Genomic DNA, 17,355 nt, shown 5'->3' with positions numbered 1-17,355 from the left:
CTACTCCGCGAAGGGCTCCAACATCACCGACGCCGCGCGGAGCCACGCCTGGCGGGTCTCCTGTTGCAGGTCGCCGTACTCGATCGAGGAGCCGACCTCCAGGGCCGGGTCGTACGGCACCACGGCGACCGCCCTGGTCCGGGTGGCGAAGTGCTTCTGGAAGTCACCCAGCAGCGGGAGATGACCCGGCGACGGGCAGGAGATCAACGTCACGGCGTTGGCCACCATGTCGCCCATCCCACTCTCCTCCAGGACGTCGAGCATCCAGTCGGCGGTGAAGGCGGCGTCCTCCCGGGGCACCGTGGTGATCACCAGCTGGTCGGCCGACCGCATCACGGTCTGCCAGTTCACGCTCTCCACGTTGTTGCCGGTGTCGACACAGATCACATCGTGGGTACGCCGGAGCAGGTCCATCACCCGGCGCACGGTGCCCTGGTCGAGGCGCTGGGCGAAGCGTGGGTTCTCCTCGCCGGCCAGCACGTCGTACGACCCGTCGGAGGCGTGCCGCAGGTAGGCGTCCAGCTCCTGGAGCAGGTCGTCGCCGTGCAGGCTCTCGATCCGCATCAGATCGGCCAGCAGGTGTTTGATCGTCCGGGCGTGCCGGGCGCTGCCGGCCCGCAGCCCGAGCGTGCCACGCAGCTCGTTGTCGTCCCAGGCGAGCACGCCACGGCCGCGGACGCTGCCGATGGTGGCCGCGGCCAGCACGGTCGCGGTGGTCTTGTGCACGCCGCCCTTGGGGTTGGCGAACGCCAGCACCCGTGGCTTGCCCAGCTTGCGCCGCATGATCGAGACGGCCCGGTCCATGCCGTCCTCGGTGCGGCTCTGCCGCCACTCGATGCGGGCGCCGGTGGTGGCCGGGGACGGCGCCGGGGAGACCGGGGCCGGCGAGGCCAGCGGTGCGGGAGCCGGCGCCGGTGGCATCGGTGGCGCCGGCGGGGTGCGGGTGGGCAGTGGCGGCGCGGACGGTGGGGTCCGAGTGGGCAGTGGCGGCGGGGCCATCGTCGGCGGCGCGGACTGCGGCGCCACCGGAGGCGGATAGGCCGGCGCCTGCGGCGGGTACGCCGGGGCGGGCTGGGCGTACCCGTTGGCCGGCGGCTGCTGGGGCTGCTGGTAGCCGTTCGGCGGGTACTCCCGGGCCGGCGCCGGCGGATATCCGCCGTACTGCTGCGGCTGTGGGGCCGGCGGCTGCGGCGGGGTGGCCCGCGGCGACGGGTCGAAGAAGCTGTGCGGCTGCTGCTCCGCCTCCCGGTGCTGCCACCGGGGGTCGAGCGGGTTGATCGGCCGCTGCGGGACCGCGCGCTGCTCGGCCGGGGGCTGCTGCTCGGGGCCGCGGCGACCGAAGCCGTCCTGGCGGGGCTGCCGCTGGTCCAGCGGGTTCACCGGGCGGCCCACCTGGGCCGAGCCACGGGTCGGCTGCTGCTGTTGCTGGTTCCACTGCTGCTGAGGCGTCTCCGCCTGCTGCGAAGCCTCGTCGGGCTCCTCGCTGCGGCCACCATGCCGGGCACGGTCGAGCAGCGCCCGCCAGCGCGGGGCTGGTTCCGCAGGCCGGCCCCAGCCGGTCTCGGTCCCGTCCACGGCTCGTCCTTTCTGCGCCTACCCGATGTCAATCGCGGGCGTCGGTCTCGCTCGCACCTGACAGGCTACGGATGAGAACCCTATTCGGGCCACCGGCCCGGCGCCCATCCCCCGGACGTTCTTGATCACATGACGACATCCCGGTCGTGCACGTGCAATCGACCGGGCGTTCCAGCGACGGAGAAACTCACCGGTCAGCGCCGCTGCTGGACACTCCCGGCGACTCACTCGACCCCTCATGAGCAGGACTCGCGTCTGCTGCCGAGGGTACGGCAACCCGCCCCTCGGAGGGGGATACGGCAGCCGGCGGCGTGGCGCCCGAACTCGTGGGTGAGGCAGATGTCACACCGGTCTCGATCGACGACGGTAACGGTGCCGGGGTGCCCGGTGCAACGCTCACCACGGTGGATGGCACGACCGCCGGTGACGGGTCCGGCGAGACCACGTCCACCTCCTCCGGCAGCGGCGGCCGGAACTCGGTCCGGTCCAGCGTGCGCACCTCCGGGGCCGGGTCCACCACCCGGATCCAGGGCCGCGCCGAGATGCCGTCCAGCACGTCGGGTGTGGCCCGGACCACCGCGGCGAAGACGCACTCGCAGCCGGCCCGGTAGGCGGCCGCCTCCTCGGCGGCCACCCGCGCCGCGTCGGCGTAAGCCGTCCGCAGCCGCGCCTGGTTGCGCCCCTCCCCGGTCAGCCCCTCGGTCAGCCGCAGATAGTCGGCCCGCTCCCGGTCCCGGGCGGCGGCCGCGGCCAGCATGCCCGCGGTCACATCGGCCGGCAGCTGAAAGACCGGGATCCGGGTCACCGGGGTACGGGCGCCGGACAGCGGAACCCGGGTGTAGACCTGGGCCACCTGACTGCCGGTCAGCATCTCCGGCAACCGCCCGGCGGCCGTGTAGGCGTGGAACGCGACGAGCGCCCACGTCTCCCCGGCGGTCGGGCCGGACGGGTCGGCCAGCCGGTCCAGCTCGTCCTGGGACGACCGCAGATAGCCGTTGACCGACTGCCCCTCGACCACGCCCACCCGGAGCACGTCGCCGGCCTCGTCACCGGCCGGGACCTCCCGGTCCACCCAGAAGACGAGCAGCGCCAGCACGAGGGTGGCGGCCAGTGCCACTCCGGTCATCACCTGCAACCGGAGCGAGCCGCCCCCGAACCGGACGAGGACAGCCCGCATGCGGTGCGCGGGGTCCACGGGTCACTCCCGACCGTCAGCCGGCGTCCTGGAGGACGTCCAGCGCGTATGCCAGATCGTCAGGGTAGTCGCTGACGAACCGGACCCCATCGTGTGTACGCGGATGCAGGAACGCCAGCTCCCGGGCGTGCAGCCACTGCCGGTCCAGTTTGAGCCGGGCGGCCAGGGTGGGGTCCGCACCGTACGCGGTGTCACCCACGCACGGATGCCGCATCGCCGACATGTGCACCCGGATCTGGTGCGTCCGCCCGGTCTCCAGCCGCACGTCGACCAGGCTCGCCGAACGGAACGCCTCGAGCGTGTCGTAGTGGGTGACGCTCGGCTTGCCGCTCGACATCACCGCGAACTTCCAGTCGGCCGTCGGGTGCCTGTCGATCGGCGCGTCGATGGTGCCGCGCAGCGGGTCCAGGTGCCCCTGGACCACGGCGTGGTAGCGCTTCTCCACCTCACGTTCCTTGAAAGCGCGTTTCAGGAAGGTGTACGCCACCTCGCTCTTGGCCACCACCATCAGCCCGGTGGTGCCCACGTCCAGCCGGTGCACCACGCCCTGCCGCTCGGCCGCGCCGCTGGTCGCCACGTTCTGCCCCATCGCGGCCAGCCCGCCGATCACGGTCGGGCCGGTCCAGCCGGGGCTCGGATGGGCGGCCACGCCGACCGGCTTGTCCACCACCACGATGTCGTCGTCGCTGTAGATGATGCCCATGCCGTGCACCGGCTCGGCGACCACCGTGGGCGGCGCCACCGGCGACGGCAGCGTCACCTCCAGCCAGGAGCCGGCCACCACCTTCTCGGACTTGAGCCGGGGCACCCCGTCGACCATCGCGTCACCGGACTCGACCAGGGTGGCCGCCGCCGTCCGGGACAGCCCGAACAGCCGGGACACCGCCTGGTCCAGCCGCATGCCGTGCAGCCCGTCCGGCACCGGAAGGGATCGCTGCCCGCTCACGCCGTCTCCTCTTTCGCACCGGTCTCGACCGGTTTCTCCTTGGTCAGCCGGGTGCCGTCGCGCTGGCGGCCGGTCAGCTCCAGGAGCACGGCCAGCACCACACCGACGGAGAGGCAGCTGTCGGCGATGTTGAACACCGCGAAGTACTCCCCGCGCGGCCCGAACACGCTGATCATGTCGACCACGTGGCCGTGCAGCGGACCGGGCGCGCGGAACAGCCGGTCGATCAGGTTGCCGATCGCGCCGCCCAGCACCAGGCCGAGCGACACCCCCCACGGCACCGAGCGCAGCCGGGTGGCCATCCACCCGATCACACCCACCACCACCAGGGTGATCACCGGGAAGATCCAGGTGTAGTCACTGCCCATGCTGAACGCGGCACCGGGGTTGCGCAGCAGCGACAGGTAGACCAGCCCGCCCAGGATGCGGACCGGCTCGCCGGGATCCAGGTTCTCGGTGGACAGGTGCTTGGTCCACTGGTCGACGGCCACGGCGACCAGCATGGTCGTGGCCAGGACGGCCACCGCACGGGGCGCGAACCCCCGCGGGGCGGCCTGCTCGTCGGCGTTCAGCGTCGTTCCTCCAACTGCTTGCACGAGACACAGAGGGTGGCGGAGGGGAACGCCGCCAGCCGCTCGACCGGGATCTGCTCACCGCACCGCTCACACCAACCGTAATTGCCCGACCCGAGCCGATCGATCGCACGTTCGACCTGATTGATCCGCTCGAGCAGGTTGTTGGCCAGCGTGATCTCCTGCTCCCGCTCGAACGTCTTGGTCCCGGTGTCGGCCTGGTCGTCCCCGGCCGAGTCGATGACCCGCTCGCGCTGCAACTCGGTGATCTCGCTGAGCGCCTGATCGTACTCGGCCTGCAGTTCGTCGAGCCGCGCGACCAGAGCCACGCGGATCTCCTCGGTCTCCGCCGGGCTGCGGTCGCGATCCGCGGCGGTGGTCGTTCCGGGCCGGATGTCGGATGCCTTGGCCATCGTCGCTCCCTCGGCCGCGCGTGGGGCGCGGCGATCAGCGGTCTGCGGGACCTCCCGGGCGGCTCGCCGGGCCGTCCGTCGTGTCCCCTGGTCGGTCGTCAACTGGTGCCCACCAGCGGGAACGGCGGGCGAGGGTGGCAAGGATACGGAACGTGAAGTACACCGACAACCTACGCGGGACGGTAGAAGCGGCAGAACGTCGTAAACCACCCGAGATTATGCCGGATAACCACGGATAAACCCGTCGTGACCGTATAGTCACCCGGCGCTGTCGCGGAGTTCGGTGAGCCGCGGCTGCCACTGGGGCGCCGGCGCGGTCACCGTGAACACCTTGTCCCGGCTGGTCGCGCCGAGCCGCAGCGACACCTCACCGGGCCGCACCCGCAGCGCCTCGGCGAGCGCCCTGCGCACCGCCTCGGTCGCCTTGCCGTCCACCGCGGGCGCACCCACCGCGACGATCAGCGCGGGACCGTGCGGGCCCTCGTACCGGCCACCGACCCGGGTCCGCCCGGCGCCCGGCCGCACCCGCACCACCACCGACGTCCCCTCCGCGCCCTTTCCGGACGACGCCGGACGGCGGGCGCTCAACGCTGCTGGGCCACGGCGGCGACCAGACGGTCCACCGGCCGGCACAGCCCGCACGGGCTGAAACCCAGCTCGACCGCCTCGTTGGCCGGCAGCGGCTCGGTCAGCCGGCCGACCAGGTGCGGGCAGTCGGCCATGTGGTAGCGCGGCCGCCCGTCGACCACCAGCACCTCGGTGTCCAGCCGGGCGACCAGCACCGCGTCGGCCGGCCGCACCGACTGCGGCAACGGCTCGTCGTCGGGATCGTCGTCGTCCGGCTCGTCGAACTCGTCCGGCTGCTCGGTGGTGTCCGCGGTGGCGGCGCGCCAGGCCTGCTCGTCCGAATCGGACCGCACCGGCTCACCGGCCGGGGCCGGGGCGGGAGCGGGGGCGGCCGGGCCGGAATCGGGCGCGGAGTCGGAATCGGCATAGTCTGCGGCGGGCTCCCGGCGGTCACCCGTCCGGGTGGTGGCGTCCCGGGCGCCGGCCGCGCGGGCCCGCGCCACCTCGGCCTCGGAGGGCTCTTTCCACCTGCGGTATTCACCTGCGGGGCCGGGCGGGGCGAAGGCAGAATCTTCGGCGACGACCGGCTCGTCGAACTCGGGATCACGGCGGCCGGACCGGGCGCCGGAGTCGGCGTCCACACGGCGGGCGGCGGCCTGACGGGTGCCGATGACGAGGGCGACCGCGGCCAGCAGGCTGACCACGATCGACGTTATGAGAAGGCTGCTCGACCCGTTGACCAGGCCCAGCGCGAGAAACAGAACCGCGACGGGGATGAGCAGGAGACTAGCAACGATCATGGCTCATCCTCGTCGCGGTGCGGGGGGCTGTGGTCAGCGACCCGATTCGATGGAGGGGGTGCGGCCGCCGCTGTAGGAGCTCGCCAGCCCGGCGGCGGCGAGACCACCGGAGCCGCCCACGGCACGGCTGGAGTCGGCGCGGGTCAGCTCGGCCTCGAGGCCCTGCCCACGACCGTCCAGGTCGCGGAGCTGGCTCTCCAGGTAGGCCTTGAGCCGCGTGCGGTACTCCCGCTCGAACTGCTTCAGCTCCTCGATGTGCTTCTGCAGCGCGGTCCGCTTCGCGTCCAGGCCGCCCATGGCCTCCTGGTGACGCTGACGGGCGTCGCGCTCCAGGGCATCCGCCTTGGCCCGGGCCTCCCGGGTGACCTCCTCCGCCTTGGAGCGGGCGTCGGAGAGGAGCTTGTCGGCCTCGCGCCGGGCGTCGGCGACGTGGTCGTCGGCGGTGCGCTGGGCCATCATCAGCACGCGCAGGGCCTGCTGCTCGCCGTCCGCACCGGCCGGGCCGGCACCGGGGCCGGGGCCCTGGGCACGAACCTGCTCCAGCTCGGCCTGCATCTGGCGAGCCGCCTGCTCGGCGGCGGTCTTGTCCCGCTGCACACGGTCCAGCTGGGCTTTGAGGTCGTTGAGCTCGGCCGCGAGTCGGGGGTCGGCACCGGGACCGGCGGGCGCGCCACCCCGGCCGCCGCGCTCCACCTGGGCGCGCAGCTCGTTGTTCTCCTCGATCAGACGGGCGAGCTCGCGCTCCACCTCGTCCAGGAAGGCGTCGACCTCCTCCTCGTCATACCCCCGCTTGCCGATCGGGGGCTTCTTGAAGGCGACGTTATGAACGTCGGCCGGGGTCAGCGGCATCGAAACTCCTCGGGTCAGTCGCGGCCGCGGTTGAGGCTGCTGTCTAGCGCTATTGCCGCAGGATCAGTCGTGCCAGAACCAGATCCGTGAGCACGAACAGGATAACCAGCAGCACGATGGAAGCCAGGTCCAAACTCACGTTACCAATGCGCAGCGGTGGGATCACACGCCTCAACGCCCTGAGGGGTGGATCCGTGACGCTCCACACGGTCTCCAGGGCGGCGGACGCGCCCCGGCCCGGCTGCCAACGGCGTCCGTACTGGAGCACCGCACTCAGCACGAACCTGGTTAGCAGCACGATGGTGAAGAGGTACAGCAATATGTAGAGGATCTGTAACACGATCGACAGCACGTCAGGTGGATCCCTCGTTCGGGTCAATCACGGTCGAAGGCGGCCCAGAGCCCGGTCAGCCCTGGGTGAAGAAGCCACCCTCAGCGATCTTGGCCTTGTCCTCCGCGGTGACCTGGACGTTCGCCGGAGAGAGCAGGAAGACCCGATTGGTGACGCGCTCGATCGTACCCCTCAGGCCGAAGGCCAGCCCGGCGGCGAAGTCGACCAGGCGGCGCGCGTCCGACTCGTCCATCTCGGTGAGATTGATGATCACCGGCACCCCGTCGCGGAAGTGCTCGCCGATGGTCCGCGCCTCCCGGTAGGTGGTCGGGTGCAGCGTGGTGATCTGGTAGCGCTGCTCCTCCTCGGCCGGGCGCTGGTGCACCACCGGCTGCGGGCGCACCGGCTCCGGCTTGAGGGCCACGTTGTCCCGGGTCGGGTAGGTCAGCGCGTTGGACTGCTCGGCCGCCGTGGTGGGCCGGGTGATGGAGCGGACGCTCGCCCGATCGTGGCGCTCGCTCTCGTCCCGGTCGTGGTGGTCGCGGTCCAGGTGGTCGGCGCGGGAGCCGGCGAGGCGGTCGCGGTCGCGGCGCTCGGCACGGGCCCGCGGGACGGAACGCTCGTCCTCGTCCTCGTCGTCGGCGAACTCGTCGGAGTACCGGTCGGTGGAGTAGCGGTCACGGTCGCGATCCCGGTCACGATCCCGGTCGCGGTCACGCTCGCGCTCCCGGGTGCGGTAGGAGCTCTCCCGGTAACCGCGGTCGTCGTACCCGCGGTCGTCGTCCTCCTCGACGAGGCCGAGCCAGACGCCCGCCTTGCGAAACGCGCCGCCGCTCATGCCACCTCTCCCTGTCGAGAGTCCATGCCCCCACCTCCGTCCGCTGTGCGGCCCGCGCCCCCTGGCGTGCCGCGTCCCCCCTTACACGGGTCGAAGGGATCCGTTTCGGACCCTCGACCCGCTGCGACGCCGCGTCATCGAACACGCCCGCGCCGATGCGAATGTCCCCGCTCGGCGCGTCGCGTTAAACAACACCTGTGTAGTTTGCTGCCCGCCGCAAGGCTACCGCAGCGAGTTTCGCATCCCGAGTAAAGATGTACCGATCCGTACGTGTGTCGCCCCGTGCTCCACGGCGGCCTCCAGGTCCCCGCTCATCCCCGCCGAGACGGTGGTCGCGCCGGGATACCGGACGGCCATCTGACCAGCCAGGACCTCCAGACGAGCGAACGCCTGCCGGGGGTCCTCGCCGAGTGGTGCGACGGCCATCACCCCGCCCAGGCGCAGACCCTCCGATGAGGTCACCGCGTCGGATACCCGCCAGAGATCGTCTCCGAACACGCCACCGCGAGCCGGATCACCGTCCAGACTCACCTGGAGGAGGACGTCGATCGGTGTCTCCCGAGCGGCCGCGGCCCGGCCCAGCGCCTCGGCCAGCCGCACCGAGTCGACCGACTCGATCACGTCGGCGTACCCGGCCACCGACCGGGCCTTGTTGCGTTGCAGCTGACCGACGAAGTGCCAGCGCAGGCGTACCCCCTCGGCCCGCACCAGCTCCGCCTTGGCGGACGCCTCCTGGTCCCGGTTCTCCGCCACGTCGGTGACGCCGAGCCCGGCGAGCGACAGGACGTCGCTCGCCGGGTAGGTCTTGGTCACCGCGGTCAGGGTGACCGCGTCCGGCGGCCGGCCGGCCGCCACGCAGGCGCGCGTGATGCGTTCCCGCACCCGTTCGAGAGAGGCGGCGAGCTCAGCGCGCCGTCCGGAGTCGGTCAAGGTTCAACCTTCTTGAGGGGTACGAGGGGAGAACGCGCGCGGGCGCGGATGACGTCGTCAGGAACCGTTCTTCAGGAAGTCCGGCACGTCGACGTCGTCGAAGAGCACCCGGCTGCGCGGCGGCGGGGTGGTGGCCACCGGCGGCGGGGTGACCGGCGGCGGCACCGGCGGCAGCGTGGTGCCACCGGTGGACGGCGCCGGAACCTTGGAACGCACCGTCTCGGCCGGCTTGTAGGAGGGCGAGCCCCCGTCGAAGCCCGCCGCGATCACCGTGACCCGCACCTCGTCACCGAGAGCGTCGTCGATGACCGCACCGAAGATGATGTTCGCGTCCGGATGGGCGGCATCGGTCACCAGCTGTGCGGCGTCGTTGATCTCGAACAGGCCGAGATCCGAGCCGCCGGCGATCGAGAGCAGGACACCGCGGGCGCCGTCCATGCTCTGCTCCAGCAGCGGGCTGGAGATCGCCTTCTCGGCGGCCTCCACCGCCCGGTTGTCGCCACGCGCGCTGCCGATGCCCATCAGGGCGCTGCCGGCGTTGCTCATGACGCTCTTCACGTCGGCGAAGTCCAGGTTGATCAGACCGGGGGTGGTGATCAGGTCGGTGATGCCCTGCACACCGGAGAGCAGCACCTGGTCGGCCTGGCGGAACGCGTCCATCATGCTGATGCCGCGGTCGCCGAGCGCGAGCAGCCGGTCGTTCGGGATCACGATCAGCGTGTCGCACTGGTTGCGCAGCTCGTCGATGCCGGCCTCGGCCTGCACCTGGCGGCGCTTGCCCTCGAAGTTGAACGGGCGGGTCACCACGCCGATGGTCAGCGCGCCCAGCTTGCGGGCGATGTTGGCGACCACCGGCGCGCCGCCGGTGCCGGTGCCGCCGCCCTCGCCACAGGTGACGAAGACCATGTCGGCCCCCTTGAGGACCTCCTCGATCTCGTCCCGGTGGTCCTCGGCGGCGTTCTTGCCGACCTCGGGCTGGGCGCCGGCGCCCAGCCCACGGGTGAGTTCCCGGCCGACGTCCAGTTTGACGTCGGCGTCGCTCATCAACAGCGCCTGGGCATCGGTGTTGATCGCGATGAACTCCACACCCTTGAGCCCAACTTCGATCATGCGGTTGACAGCGTTCACGCCGCCACCGCCGATGCCGACGACCTTGATGACCGCAAGATAGTTGTGCGGAGGTGTCATCGGGCTCAGCCTTCCCTTCCGGGGTTGGCGGATGTCGACGGCCCCTGCGGTCCCGGGAACCGCACTTCGACATCCGCTGCCGTACAAGGGAGGGCGAGGAAACCCTCACCCTCTACTAGAGGTTCAGAGTTATGTCAACCATTCGAACCTCTCGAGGCAACGTATGCGGACATGCCGCCTCAGCCAAAGACCCGAGGCGGCGTGTCGCGTCCGCTAACCGAGTGAGTATCCGACTCACCCGTAACCTCGTACCGTTTGTAGCGTTCATCACGCTATGTCCGTTTAACCGGAAGTCGCGCTCCGGGCGGTCCGGGTTCATGTGGCGAATCCCCCGGATCCGCCACACCGAACTCAACGAATCGTCACCACGGACGGCGCGCTCACATCGATCTCGTCGCCCGTCTGGCGCAACAGCGCGGTGGCGACCATGCTCTTGCGCTCGCTCTCGGTGTCGTCGCCCCAGATCACCGTCCGCCCCTTGCGGAGCTCCAGATTGATCTTCACCGCCGACTCCACCGAGATCGCCACCAGCTGATCGCGCAGCTCGTCGCTCAGCGCCGCCAGCACGGTCAGCGCCGACACGGTGTTCGCGTCCGCCCCGCCCGGCGTGGACAGCCGGGCCAGCGGCAGGCCGGCCGGCGGGGTCGCCACCGTCCGGAACCCCACCCCCTCGCCGTCCAGGAGCAGGAACTGCTCACCCACCGGCACCACGGCCACCGGGGTCCGCTCCACCACCTCGATCACCACGGCCGAGGGCCAGCTCCGGCTCACCACCACGTGATCCACCGCGGGCAGGCCGCGCACCCGGGCGCCCACCCCGGACAGGTCCACCCGGGCCAGCGGGAGCTTCGGCGGTACGGCCGCCGCGCCGCGTACCTGATCGGCGGTCAGGATCTCGGTGCCGACCACCCGCACCTCGCGGACACCCAGCACCGCCGTCCCGTACACCATCCAGGTCAGACCGCCGACCGCCAGCAGCACGCCGGCGCCGATCAGCCACGGCATCGCGGCCCGCAGGCGCCGCTGCCGGGCCCGGGCCATGAACCGCCGGGCCGACGGCGGAACCGCGTCGGTGTCGGCGCGTACCAGCCGCCAGTTGCGCGTGCCCCCGCCCGCCACCGGTGCTACTCCACCAGGCCCGGCTGGTGATCCGCCTCGGCGAGCGCGGCCAGCAGTTCGTCACCCATCAGCGAGATCGGCGGCGCGCCCATCGTCACCACCACGTCACCGGGACGGCTGCGGCGGACCACCTCGGCCGGCACGTCCTCCCAGTCCGGCACGAAGACCTTGCGCTCGCCCGGCAGCTCGATCGCGGCGGTCAGCGCCCGGCCGCCCTCACCCGGCCCGCGGGTCTCCCCCGGACCGAACACCTCCATGCAGATCACCTCGTCGGCGACCGCGAGCCCGTCGGCCAGCTCGGCCTGCAGATCCCGGGTGCGGTACACCCGGTACGGCTGGAACACCACCAGCAGCCGCCCGTCCCCGGCCACCTCGCGCAGCGTGCGCAGCGCGGCCTTCACCGAGGTCGGGTGGTAGGCGTACTCGTCGTAGACCCGCACGCCCGCGGCGACCCCCTTGCGCTCGAACCGGCGGCGCACCCCCGGGAACGACTCCAGGGCCTCGCCCACCTTCGTCACGTCGATGCCCAGCTTGATCGCGGTCAGCACGGTGGCCGCGCTGTTCAGGCCCATGTGGGTGCCGGGCAGCGCCAGCTTGAACTCGCCGAGCGGCTCCCCGTGCAGCTCGGCCCGGTAGCGGACCCCACTGGTCGAGGAGGTGACATCGAAGATCCGAAGATCCGACCCCGCCGATTCGCCGTACGTGTAAACGGTCTTGCCGGCCGCCCTCAGCCCCGCGATCAGCTCCTCGGTGCCGGGACCGTCCGCGCAGGTCACCACGAACCCGTCGGCAAGCGAACCGAACTCCAGGAACCCGGCCTTCAGCGTGTCCAGGTCACCCCAGTTGTTGAGGTGGTCACCCTCGATGTTGGTGATGATCGCGACATGCGGCCGGTAGATCAGGAACGTCCGGTCGTGCTCGTCCGCCTCGGCCACGAAGTGCGGCCCAGTGCCGTGGTGCCCGTTCGACCCGGCCGCCGACATCTCGCCGCCGATCACGAACGACGGATCCTGCCCGGCGTGCTGCAGGATCACCGTCATGATCGACGTCGTGGTGGTCTTGCCGTGGGTGCCGGCCACCGCGATGGTCTGCCGGTCGGTCATCGCCGCCGCCAGGGCCTCGGACCGGTGCAGCACGCGCAGCCCGCGGCGGCGCGCCTCCACCATCTCCACGTGGTCGCGCGGGATCGCCGTCGAGTAGACGACCGTGTCGACGCCGTCGAGGTTGGACGCCTCATGGGCCATGTGCACCGTGCCGCCGAGGGCGCGCAGCGCGGCCAGCGCCGGCCACTCCCGCAGCTCGCTGCCGGAGACCGGCACGCCCCGGGTGAGCAGGAGCCGGGCCAGGCCGGCCATGCCGACCCCGCCGATCCCGATCAGGTGCACACTGCCCAGGTCCTCGGCGGTCATTACACCGGCCGGCGTCAGCTCCGCCGTGTTCACAGTTCCACTCCCTCTATAAAGATCATCAGCTCACGGCTTCCACAACGAAGCGCAGCAACTGCTCGTCACCGTCCCGGCGGCCGTACTGGGCGGCGGCGCCACCCATCGCGGCCAGCCGCTGCCGGTCGCGGGCCAGCGGAATGATGTTCTGCTCGATCCACTCCGGCGTCAGCTCGCTGTTGTCCACCAGCAGGCCACCACCGGACTCCACCACCGGCAGCGCGTTACGCCGCTGCTCCTGATTGCTGAACGGGTACGGCACGTAGATCGCCGGCATGCCGAGCGCGGTCGTCTCGGCCACCGTGATCGCGCCGCCCCGGCACAGCATCAGGTCGGCGGCAGCGTAGCCGAGCTGCATGTCCGACAGGTAGGGCACAACGACATAGGGGACCGGTAGGTCGTTCGGCACATCGAACGGATCGTTGCGCCCACCCTGCACGTGCAGCACCTGGATGCCGGCGTGCGCCAGCCGTTTCGCCGCCGCGGCCACCGCCAGGTTGATCGTGCGGGCCCCGGACGAGCCACCGGAGACGAACAGCACCGGCAGGTCCGGGCGCAGCCCGAAGTGGTACAGCGCCTGCGGGCGCAACGCCGGCCGGTCCATCCGGGTGATCCCGGTCCGCAGCGGCACCCCGACCAGGCGCGCGTTACGCAGCGCCTCGGACTGCTCCAGCTGGTGCGGGAACCCGACGGCCACCCGCTTGGTGAACTTCATGCCCATCCGGTTCGCGACACCCGGCGGCACGTTCACCTCGTGGATCACGATCGGCATCTCCCGCCGCCAGGCGGCCAGGTAGGCCGGCACCGACACGTAGCCGCCGAACCCGACGACCACCTCGGCCTGCGTCTCGTCGATGATCTCACCCGCGGCGGCCGCGGACTTGTACATCCGGTCCGGGGTGCGCAGCAGATCCAGATTCAGCGAGCGGGGCAGCTGGAACGCCGGGATCACCCGCAGGTCGTAGCCGGCCGCCGGGATCAGCTGGTTCTCCATGCCCTTCGGGCTGCCCAGCGTGGTGATCCGGATGTCCGGGAAGTGACGCCGCAGCGCATCGGCGAAGGCGAGCAGCGGATAGATGTGTCCGCCGGTCCCCCCTCCGGCGAGAACGATCGACCGCAGCGGTGCCATCACCGTCTCCTTCCCACCCCGGAGTCAGCGGGCGCCTTCTTCGGGGAAGAGGAAGAACGCGGTTGTCCCGGCCGCCTCGGCGGGGGGACCGGCGGCAGCGGGGCCCAGACTAGCCGTACCCATCGAGGGGTCGGACGGGCGTTCAGGGCTCGCGCCGCATCCGGCTCCGCACGGGCGAACGAGGCCAGCATGCCGATCGCCGCCATGGTCACCACGAGGGCCGTTCCACCAGCGGAGATGAACGGCAGTGGCAGCCCGGTGATGGGCAGCAGCTTGACCACGCCACCCATGTTGATCACGGCCTGGGCGACCAGCCATGTGGTGATCGCGGTGGCCGCCAGCCGCCGGAACGGGTCACCGACCCGGCGGGCGATCCGGAACCCGGAGTACGCCATCACCGACAGCAACGCCAGCACCACCGCGCACCCGATCACGCCCAGTTCCTCGGCCACGATCGCGAAGATGAAGTCGTTACCGGCCTCCGGCACCCAGCCCCACTTCAGCGCGCTCTTACCGAGGCCGACCCCGAACCAGCCGCCCTCGAAAATCGCCGAACGCCCCTGGACCAGCTGATAGCAGTACTGGCCGGCCAGACTGGTGGTGTCACAGTCCTCCAGCTTCTGGGTGAACGCCGTCAACCGCATCCACCGGTAGTTCGCCTCACCGGCCGTACCCGACCCGGCGCCCCGGGACGCCGCCGCGATCAGCAGGCCCACACCGGCCAGGCCCAGCACCCCCAGCGCGCCGAACACCCGCATCTGCACCCCGGCCGCCCACAGCAGACCGACGATCAGCGCCAGCAGCACCAGCATGGTGCCCAGGTCGTTGTAGCCGACCAGCAGGAACAGCAGCCCGACCACCGGGAACAGCGGCATCGCCAGCTCCCGCCAGTGCCCCAGCGCCGGCCCCTTCCGGGCCAGCACCTCCGCCCCCCACAACACCATGCCCAGCTTGGCCAGCTCACCGGGCTGCATGCTGACCGGACCGAAGAGAAGCCAGTTGCCCTTGTACGCCTCGACCGGCCCGATCTTGCCGCTGGGCAGCACACCGGCGGACTGGAGAGCGGTCAGCACCGCCAGCAACGTCAGCAGCAGCAGCGACACCACCAGCAGCACCCGGCCGAGCATCCGCAGACTCACCGCCGGCAGCCGCTGACAGACCCAGAACGCCACCAGGCCGAGCAACGCGTACACCGACTGACTGCTGATGTCGGTGAACGCGTTCCCGTTCGCCGCGAACGACTTCACCGACGTCGCCGAGAACACCATGGTCAGCCCGATGAGCAGCAACAGCGCACAACTGGCGATCAGCAGGTAGTACGACGACAGGGGCCGTGCCAGCATCCCGTGCACAGCGGGCAACAGTTGCCGGCTCAGCGACGGGCGGTCCTTTTGCGCTCGGTCGTCCGCCATGCCCTTATCATCGCCGCCCACCCACACGACGCCACTCACCGTCGATGGCGTGTCGCACGAGCCTTTGTCACGTACGACACCAAAAACCGGAGACCGGCGGACGGTTCCCCGCCCACCGGTCTCCGGTCACACCTGTCTGCCGACCTACGGAACGATCGGCGGCGTGGTTCCGGGCGCCGCGCAGTACACGGTCAGATACGACTCCTGGTCGGCGGCCAAGCCGGGACTGTCGATGGTGACGATCCACTCCCTGGAGACGGCGGGATTCTGCGAGCTGCCGAGCACGCCGACCGTCTCGGTCGGGGACACCTTGTGAGCAGCGCCGATGGCGGCCCAGTCCGTCGGGCACGACGCTGTGACCGTGGGCATGGCGGTGGGCAGCCACTCGCTCATCGGCATCAGGTTCTCCGGGCCGGCTGGACCGGAGGGGCCGACGGGACCGGAGGGGCCGACCGGACCGGAGGGGCCGACCGGACCCGACGGACCGACCGGACCCGACGGACCGACCGGACCCGACGGACCGGCAGAGCCGTTGCCGGCGGGTCCTGCGGGTCCGGCCGGGCCGGGCGGGCCGACCAGGCCGATGGGGCCGGCGGGACCCACCGCCCCGGCGGGACCGGGCGCACCGACCGGACCGGCCGGGCCCGGCAAGCCCTCAGCGCCCTCGGGGCCGTCCTGCCCCTGTTCGCCGGCGGCGTTCCACCAGCGCAGCACCTCACCGGGACGACAGGTGGTCGTGCTGGGCAGGACCCAGCGCACCGTGCCGCCCTTGGCGAGCACACACACTTTGATGAGTTCCGGGTCCGCGGCCGCCTGGACCGCGTCCGGTGTCGGGCTGGGAGCGACTTTCGGTTCCGGTGAGCTGCCGACGGCACCGGCGGCCGCGGTGGCCACACCGGCCACCGCGAAGACCGCCGCCGTCACCCCGGTGGACGCGAGCAGGGTACGAGAGATCATGAAAGATTAATCCTTCGCGAGTCTTGAGACTGCGGCGAGATCACCCTCAGTCACCCCGAGCCTAGGGACGAACCAATCTCGCTCGGGCCGAAATCCGCATAACGGCCGACCCGATATCGGCCCCCGGGAGCCTCCGGTGAGGGTGCGGCCCGGCCGGGCCGGCCGAACGCGTTCCGCTGAGCCGGCCCGACCGCGCCCGTCCTGGTCAGGGCACGTAATCCTGTCCACGCACACAGACCGCGTGTCCGGTGGAATCGATGTTCAGGTTGCCGCTGAAGGTCATGATCCACGTAGTCCCGTTCAAATCCGGCACGCTACTGACCAAACGAAGCGAGGGGTTCCCGGCATCGATCAGACCGAGTTCGTAGCCCGCTCCCACCACCCGAAGGCCGGGACCTGGACAGGAGAGCACGATGGTGGGCGTGCCCGGCAGCGCCGGAACGAGGGCATAGATCAACTGGGCCACGGCCGGGCCGGACGGGCCGGCGGGCCCGGAGGGTCCGGCCGGACCCGACGGACCGGTTGGACCGACAGGCCCGGGAAGGCCCGGCATCCCGGGCAGGCCCATCATGCCGGGAGGGCCGATCATGCCGGGAGGGCCGGCCGCACCGGGCGATCCCGAAGGACCGGGTGCTCCGGACGGGCCGGGGGGACCGGCAGGCCCGGCAGGGCCGGGCGGCCCTTGCAGGCCGAGCGGTCCGGCGGAACCGGCCGGGCCACCGGGGCCGGGTTCGCCGACGGTGCCCTGTGGACCGGCGGGGCCCGGTTCGCCGGTGGGGCCGGGCGGGCCGGGCTGGGTGCCGTCGATCCAGGAGCGCAGCACCTCGCCCGGACGGCACTGTGTGGTGCTGGGCAGGACCCAGCGCACCACGCCGCCCTTGGCCGTCACGCAGACCGTGATCACGTCGGTGTCGGCGGCCGCCTTGATCGCGTTCGCGCCGGGGCTGAGGCCGGGCTGGGGCGAGGCGCCGGGAGCCGGCTCGGCGCCTCGGCTGGAGCCGATCGCGGCGGAGGCGCCGGTCAGTACCACCGCCAGCGCGGCCACCCCGGTCGTGGTGACCAGTGCACTTCGCATCATCGGAGGTTCGTCCT

Annotated in this window: 18 protein-coding genes; all 18 read right to left on the bottom strand. The window is 71.5% G+C overall.

Going from position 1 to position 17,355, the window contains the following annotated elements:
- Positions 1-1,575, bottom strand: a complete 1,575-nt coding sequence (locus ACQ0O7_RS01515; RefSeq protein ID WP_430779882.1) for an AAA family ATPase — start codon at positions 1,573-1,575, stop codon at positions 1-3.
- A 187-nt stretch (positions 1,576-1,762) separates the two neighbouring features.
- Positions 1,763-2,770, bottom strand: coding sequence for a hypothetical protein (locus tag ACQ0O7_RS01510; RefSeq protein WP_430779881.1), 1,008 nt, complete (start codon positions 2,768-2,770; stop codon positions 1,763-1,765).
- Between the two features lie 16 nt (positions 2,771-2,786).
- Positions 2,787-3,671 (bottom strand): RluA family pseudouridine synthase, encoded by an 885-nt coding sequence (locus ACQ0O7_RS01505; protein WP_430779965.1) that lies wholly within the window; start codon positions 3,669-3,671, stop codon positions 2,787-2,789.
- Positions 3,672-3,712: 41 nt separating this feature from the next.
- A complete protein-coding gene (gene lspA, locus ACQ0O7_RS01500) occupies positions 3,713-4,312 on the bottom strand; it encodes a signal peptidase II (protein WP_430779880.1) in 600 nt (199 codons plus the stop codon).
- Entirely contained in the window at positions 4,285-4,701 is a 417-nt protein-coding gene (locus ACQ0O7_RS01495) for a TraR/DksA family transcriptional regulator (RefSeq protein ID WP_430779879.1), read from the bottom strand. The genes lspA and ACQ0O7_RS01495 overlap by 28 nt, the downstream gene beginning before the upstream one ends.
- Positions 4,702-4,959: 258 nt before the next feature.
- Positions 4,960-5,289 carry a DUF167 domain-containing protein gene (locus ACQ0O7_RS01490; protein WP_430779878.1) on the bottom strand — a complete coding sequence of 110 codons (330 nt, stop codon included), beginning with the start codon at positions 5,287-5,289 and terminating at the stop codon, positions 4,960-4,962.
- On the bottom strand, positions 5,286-6,068 hold the full coding sequence (locus ACQ0O7_RS01485; protein ID WP_430779877.1) for a hypothetical protein: 783 nt from the start codon (positions 6,066-6,068) through the stop codon (positions 5,286-5,288). Before ACQ0O7_RS01485 ends, ACQ0O7_RS01490 begins: the two co-directional genes overlap by 4 nt.
- Before the next feature lie 33 nt (positions 6,069-6,101).
- Complete coding sequence (locus ACQ0O7_RS01480; protein ID WP_430779876.1) at positions 6,102-6,917, bottom strand: DivIVA domain-containing protein; 816 nt, start codon at positions 6,915-6,917, stop codon at positions 6,102-6,104.
- Positions 6,918-6,966: 49 nt separating this feature from the next.
- Positions 6,967-7,269, bottom strand: a complete 303-nt coding sequence (locus tag ACQ0O7_RS01475; protein WP_430779875.1) for a YggT family protein — start codon at positions 7,267-7,269, stop codon at positions 6,967-6,969.
- A 55-nt stretch (positions 7,270-7,324) separates the two neighbouring features.
- Positions 7,325-8,086 carry a cell division protein SepF gene (locus tag ACQ0O7_RS01470; RefSeq protein ID WP_430779874.1) on the bottom strand — a complete coding sequence of 254 codons (762 nt, stop codon included), beginning with the start codon at positions 8,084-8,086 and terminating at the stop codon, positions 7,325-7,327.
- A gap of 222 nt (positions 8,087-8,308) precedes the next feature.
- On the bottom strand, positions 8,309-9,016 hold the full coding sequence (locus ACQ0O7_RS01465) for a YggS family pyridoxal phosphate-dependent enzyme (RefSeq protein WP_430779873.1): 708 nt from the start codon (positions 9,014-9,016) through the stop codon (positions 8,309-8,311).
- A gap of 57 nt (positions 9,017-9,073) precedes the next feature.
- Positions 9,074-10,204 (bottom strand): cell division protein FtsZ, encoded by a 1,131-nt coding sequence (gene ftsZ, locus ACQ0O7_RS01460; RefSeq protein WP_430779872.1) that lies wholly within the window; start codon positions 10,202-10,204, stop codon positions 9,074-9,076.
- A gap of 351 nt (positions 10,205-10,555) precedes the next feature.
- On the bottom strand, positions 10,556-11,323 hold the full coding sequence (locus ACQ0O7_RS01455; RefSeq protein WP_430779871.1) for a cell division protein FtsQ/DivIB: 768 nt from the start codon (positions 11,321-11,323) through the stop codon (positions 10,556-10,558).
- Positions 11,324-11,328: 5 nt separating this feature from the next.
- Positions 11,329-12,765 (bottom strand): UDP-N-acetylmuramate--L-alanine ligase, encoded by a 1,437-nt coding sequence (gene murC, locus ACQ0O7_RS01450; protein WP_430779870.1) that lies wholly within the window; start codon positions 12,763-12,765, stop codon positions 11,329-11,331.
- 25 nt (positions 12,766-12,790) lie between these two features.
- Positions 12,791-13,894, bottom strand: a complete 1,104-nt coding sequence (gene murG / locus ACQ0O7_RS01445) for an undecaprenyldiphospho-muramoylpentapeptide beta-N-acetylglucosaminyltransferase (RefSeq protein WP_430779869.1) — start codon at positions 13,892-13,894, stop codon at positions 12,791-12,793.
- Positions 13,894-15,306, bottom strand: a complete 1,413-nt coding sequence (locus ACQ0O7_RS01440; RefSeq protein ID WP_430779868.1) for an FtsW/RodA/SpoVE family cell cycle protein — start codon at positions 15,304-15,306, stop codon at positions 13,894-13,896. The genes murG and ACQ0O7_RS01440 overlap by 1 nt, the downstream gene beginning before the upstream one ends.
- Positions 15,307-15,450: 144 nt before the next feature.
- Positions 15,451-16,263 (bottom strand): hypothetical protein, encoded by an 813-nt coding sequence (locus tag ACQ0O7_RS01435; RefSeq protein ID WP_430779867.1) that lies wholly within the window; start codon positions 16,261-16,263, stop codon positions 15,451-15,453.
- Positions 16,264-16,468: 205 nt separating this feature from the next.
- The gene (locus ACQ0O7_RS01430; RefSeq protein WP_430779866.1) at positions 16,469-17,338 is read right to left on the bottom strand and encodes a collagen-like triple helix repeat-containing protein; all 870 of its coding nucleotides are present in this window, start codon (positions 17,336-17,338) and stop codon (positions 16,469-16,471) included.
- Between the last annotated feature and the right edge of the window lie 17 nt (positions 17,339-17,355).

The organism is Actinoplanes sp. G11-F43, from assembly GCF_050589265.1.
Lineage (GTDB): Bacteria > Actinomycetota > Actinomycetes > Mycobacteriales > Micromonosporaceae > Actinoplanes.
The sequence above is the reverse complement of the archived record's forward strand: the minus strand, read 5'-3'. Positions and strand labels throughout refer to the sequence as shown.

Bases quoted from the DNA above. Each gene is read 5' to 3' on its own strand.
- ACQ0O7_RS01505 (WP_430779965.1), bottom strand. From the start codon at position 3,671: ATGCGGCTGGACCAGGCGGTGTCCCGGCTGTTCGGGCTGTCCCGGACG.
- ACQ0O7_RS01485 (WP_430779877.1), bottom strand. From the start codon at position 6,068: ATGATCGTTGCTAGTCTCCTGCTCATCCCCGTCGCGGTTCTGTTTCTC.
- ACQ0O7_RS01435 (WP_430779867.1), bottom strand. From the start codon at position 16,263: ATGATCTCTCGTACCCTGCTCGCGTCCACCGGGGTGACGGCGGCGGTC.
- ACQ0O7_RS01470 (WP_430779874.1), bottom strand. From the start codon at position 8,086: ATGAGCGGCGGCGCGTTTCGCAAGGCGGGCGTCTGGCTCGGCCTCGTC.
- ACQ0O7_RS01440 (WP_430779868.1), bottom strand. From the start codon at position 15,306: ATGGCGGACGACCGAGCGCAAAAGGACCGCCCGTCGCTGAGCCGGCAA.
- ftsZ (WP_430779872.1), bottom strand. From the start codon at position 10,204: ATGACACCTCCGCACAACTATCTTGCGGTCATCAAGGTCGTCGGCATC.
- murG (WP_430779869.1), bottom strand. From the start codon at position 13,894: ATGGCACCGCTGCGGTCGATCGTTCTCGCCGGAGGGGGGACCGGCGGA.
- ACQ0O7_RS01430 (WP_430779866.1), bottom strand. From the start codon at position 17,338: ATGCGAAGTGCACTGGTCACCACGACCGGGGTGGCCGCGCTGGCGGTG.
- ACQ0O7_RS01480 (WP_430779876.1), bottom strand. From the start codon at position 6,917: ATGCCGCTGACCCCGGCCGACGTTCATAACGTCGCCTTCAAGAAGCCC.
- ACQ0O7_RS01495 (WP_430779879.1), bottom strand. From the start codon at position 4,701: ATGGCCAAGGCATCCGACATCCGGCCCGGAACGACCACCGCCGCGGAT.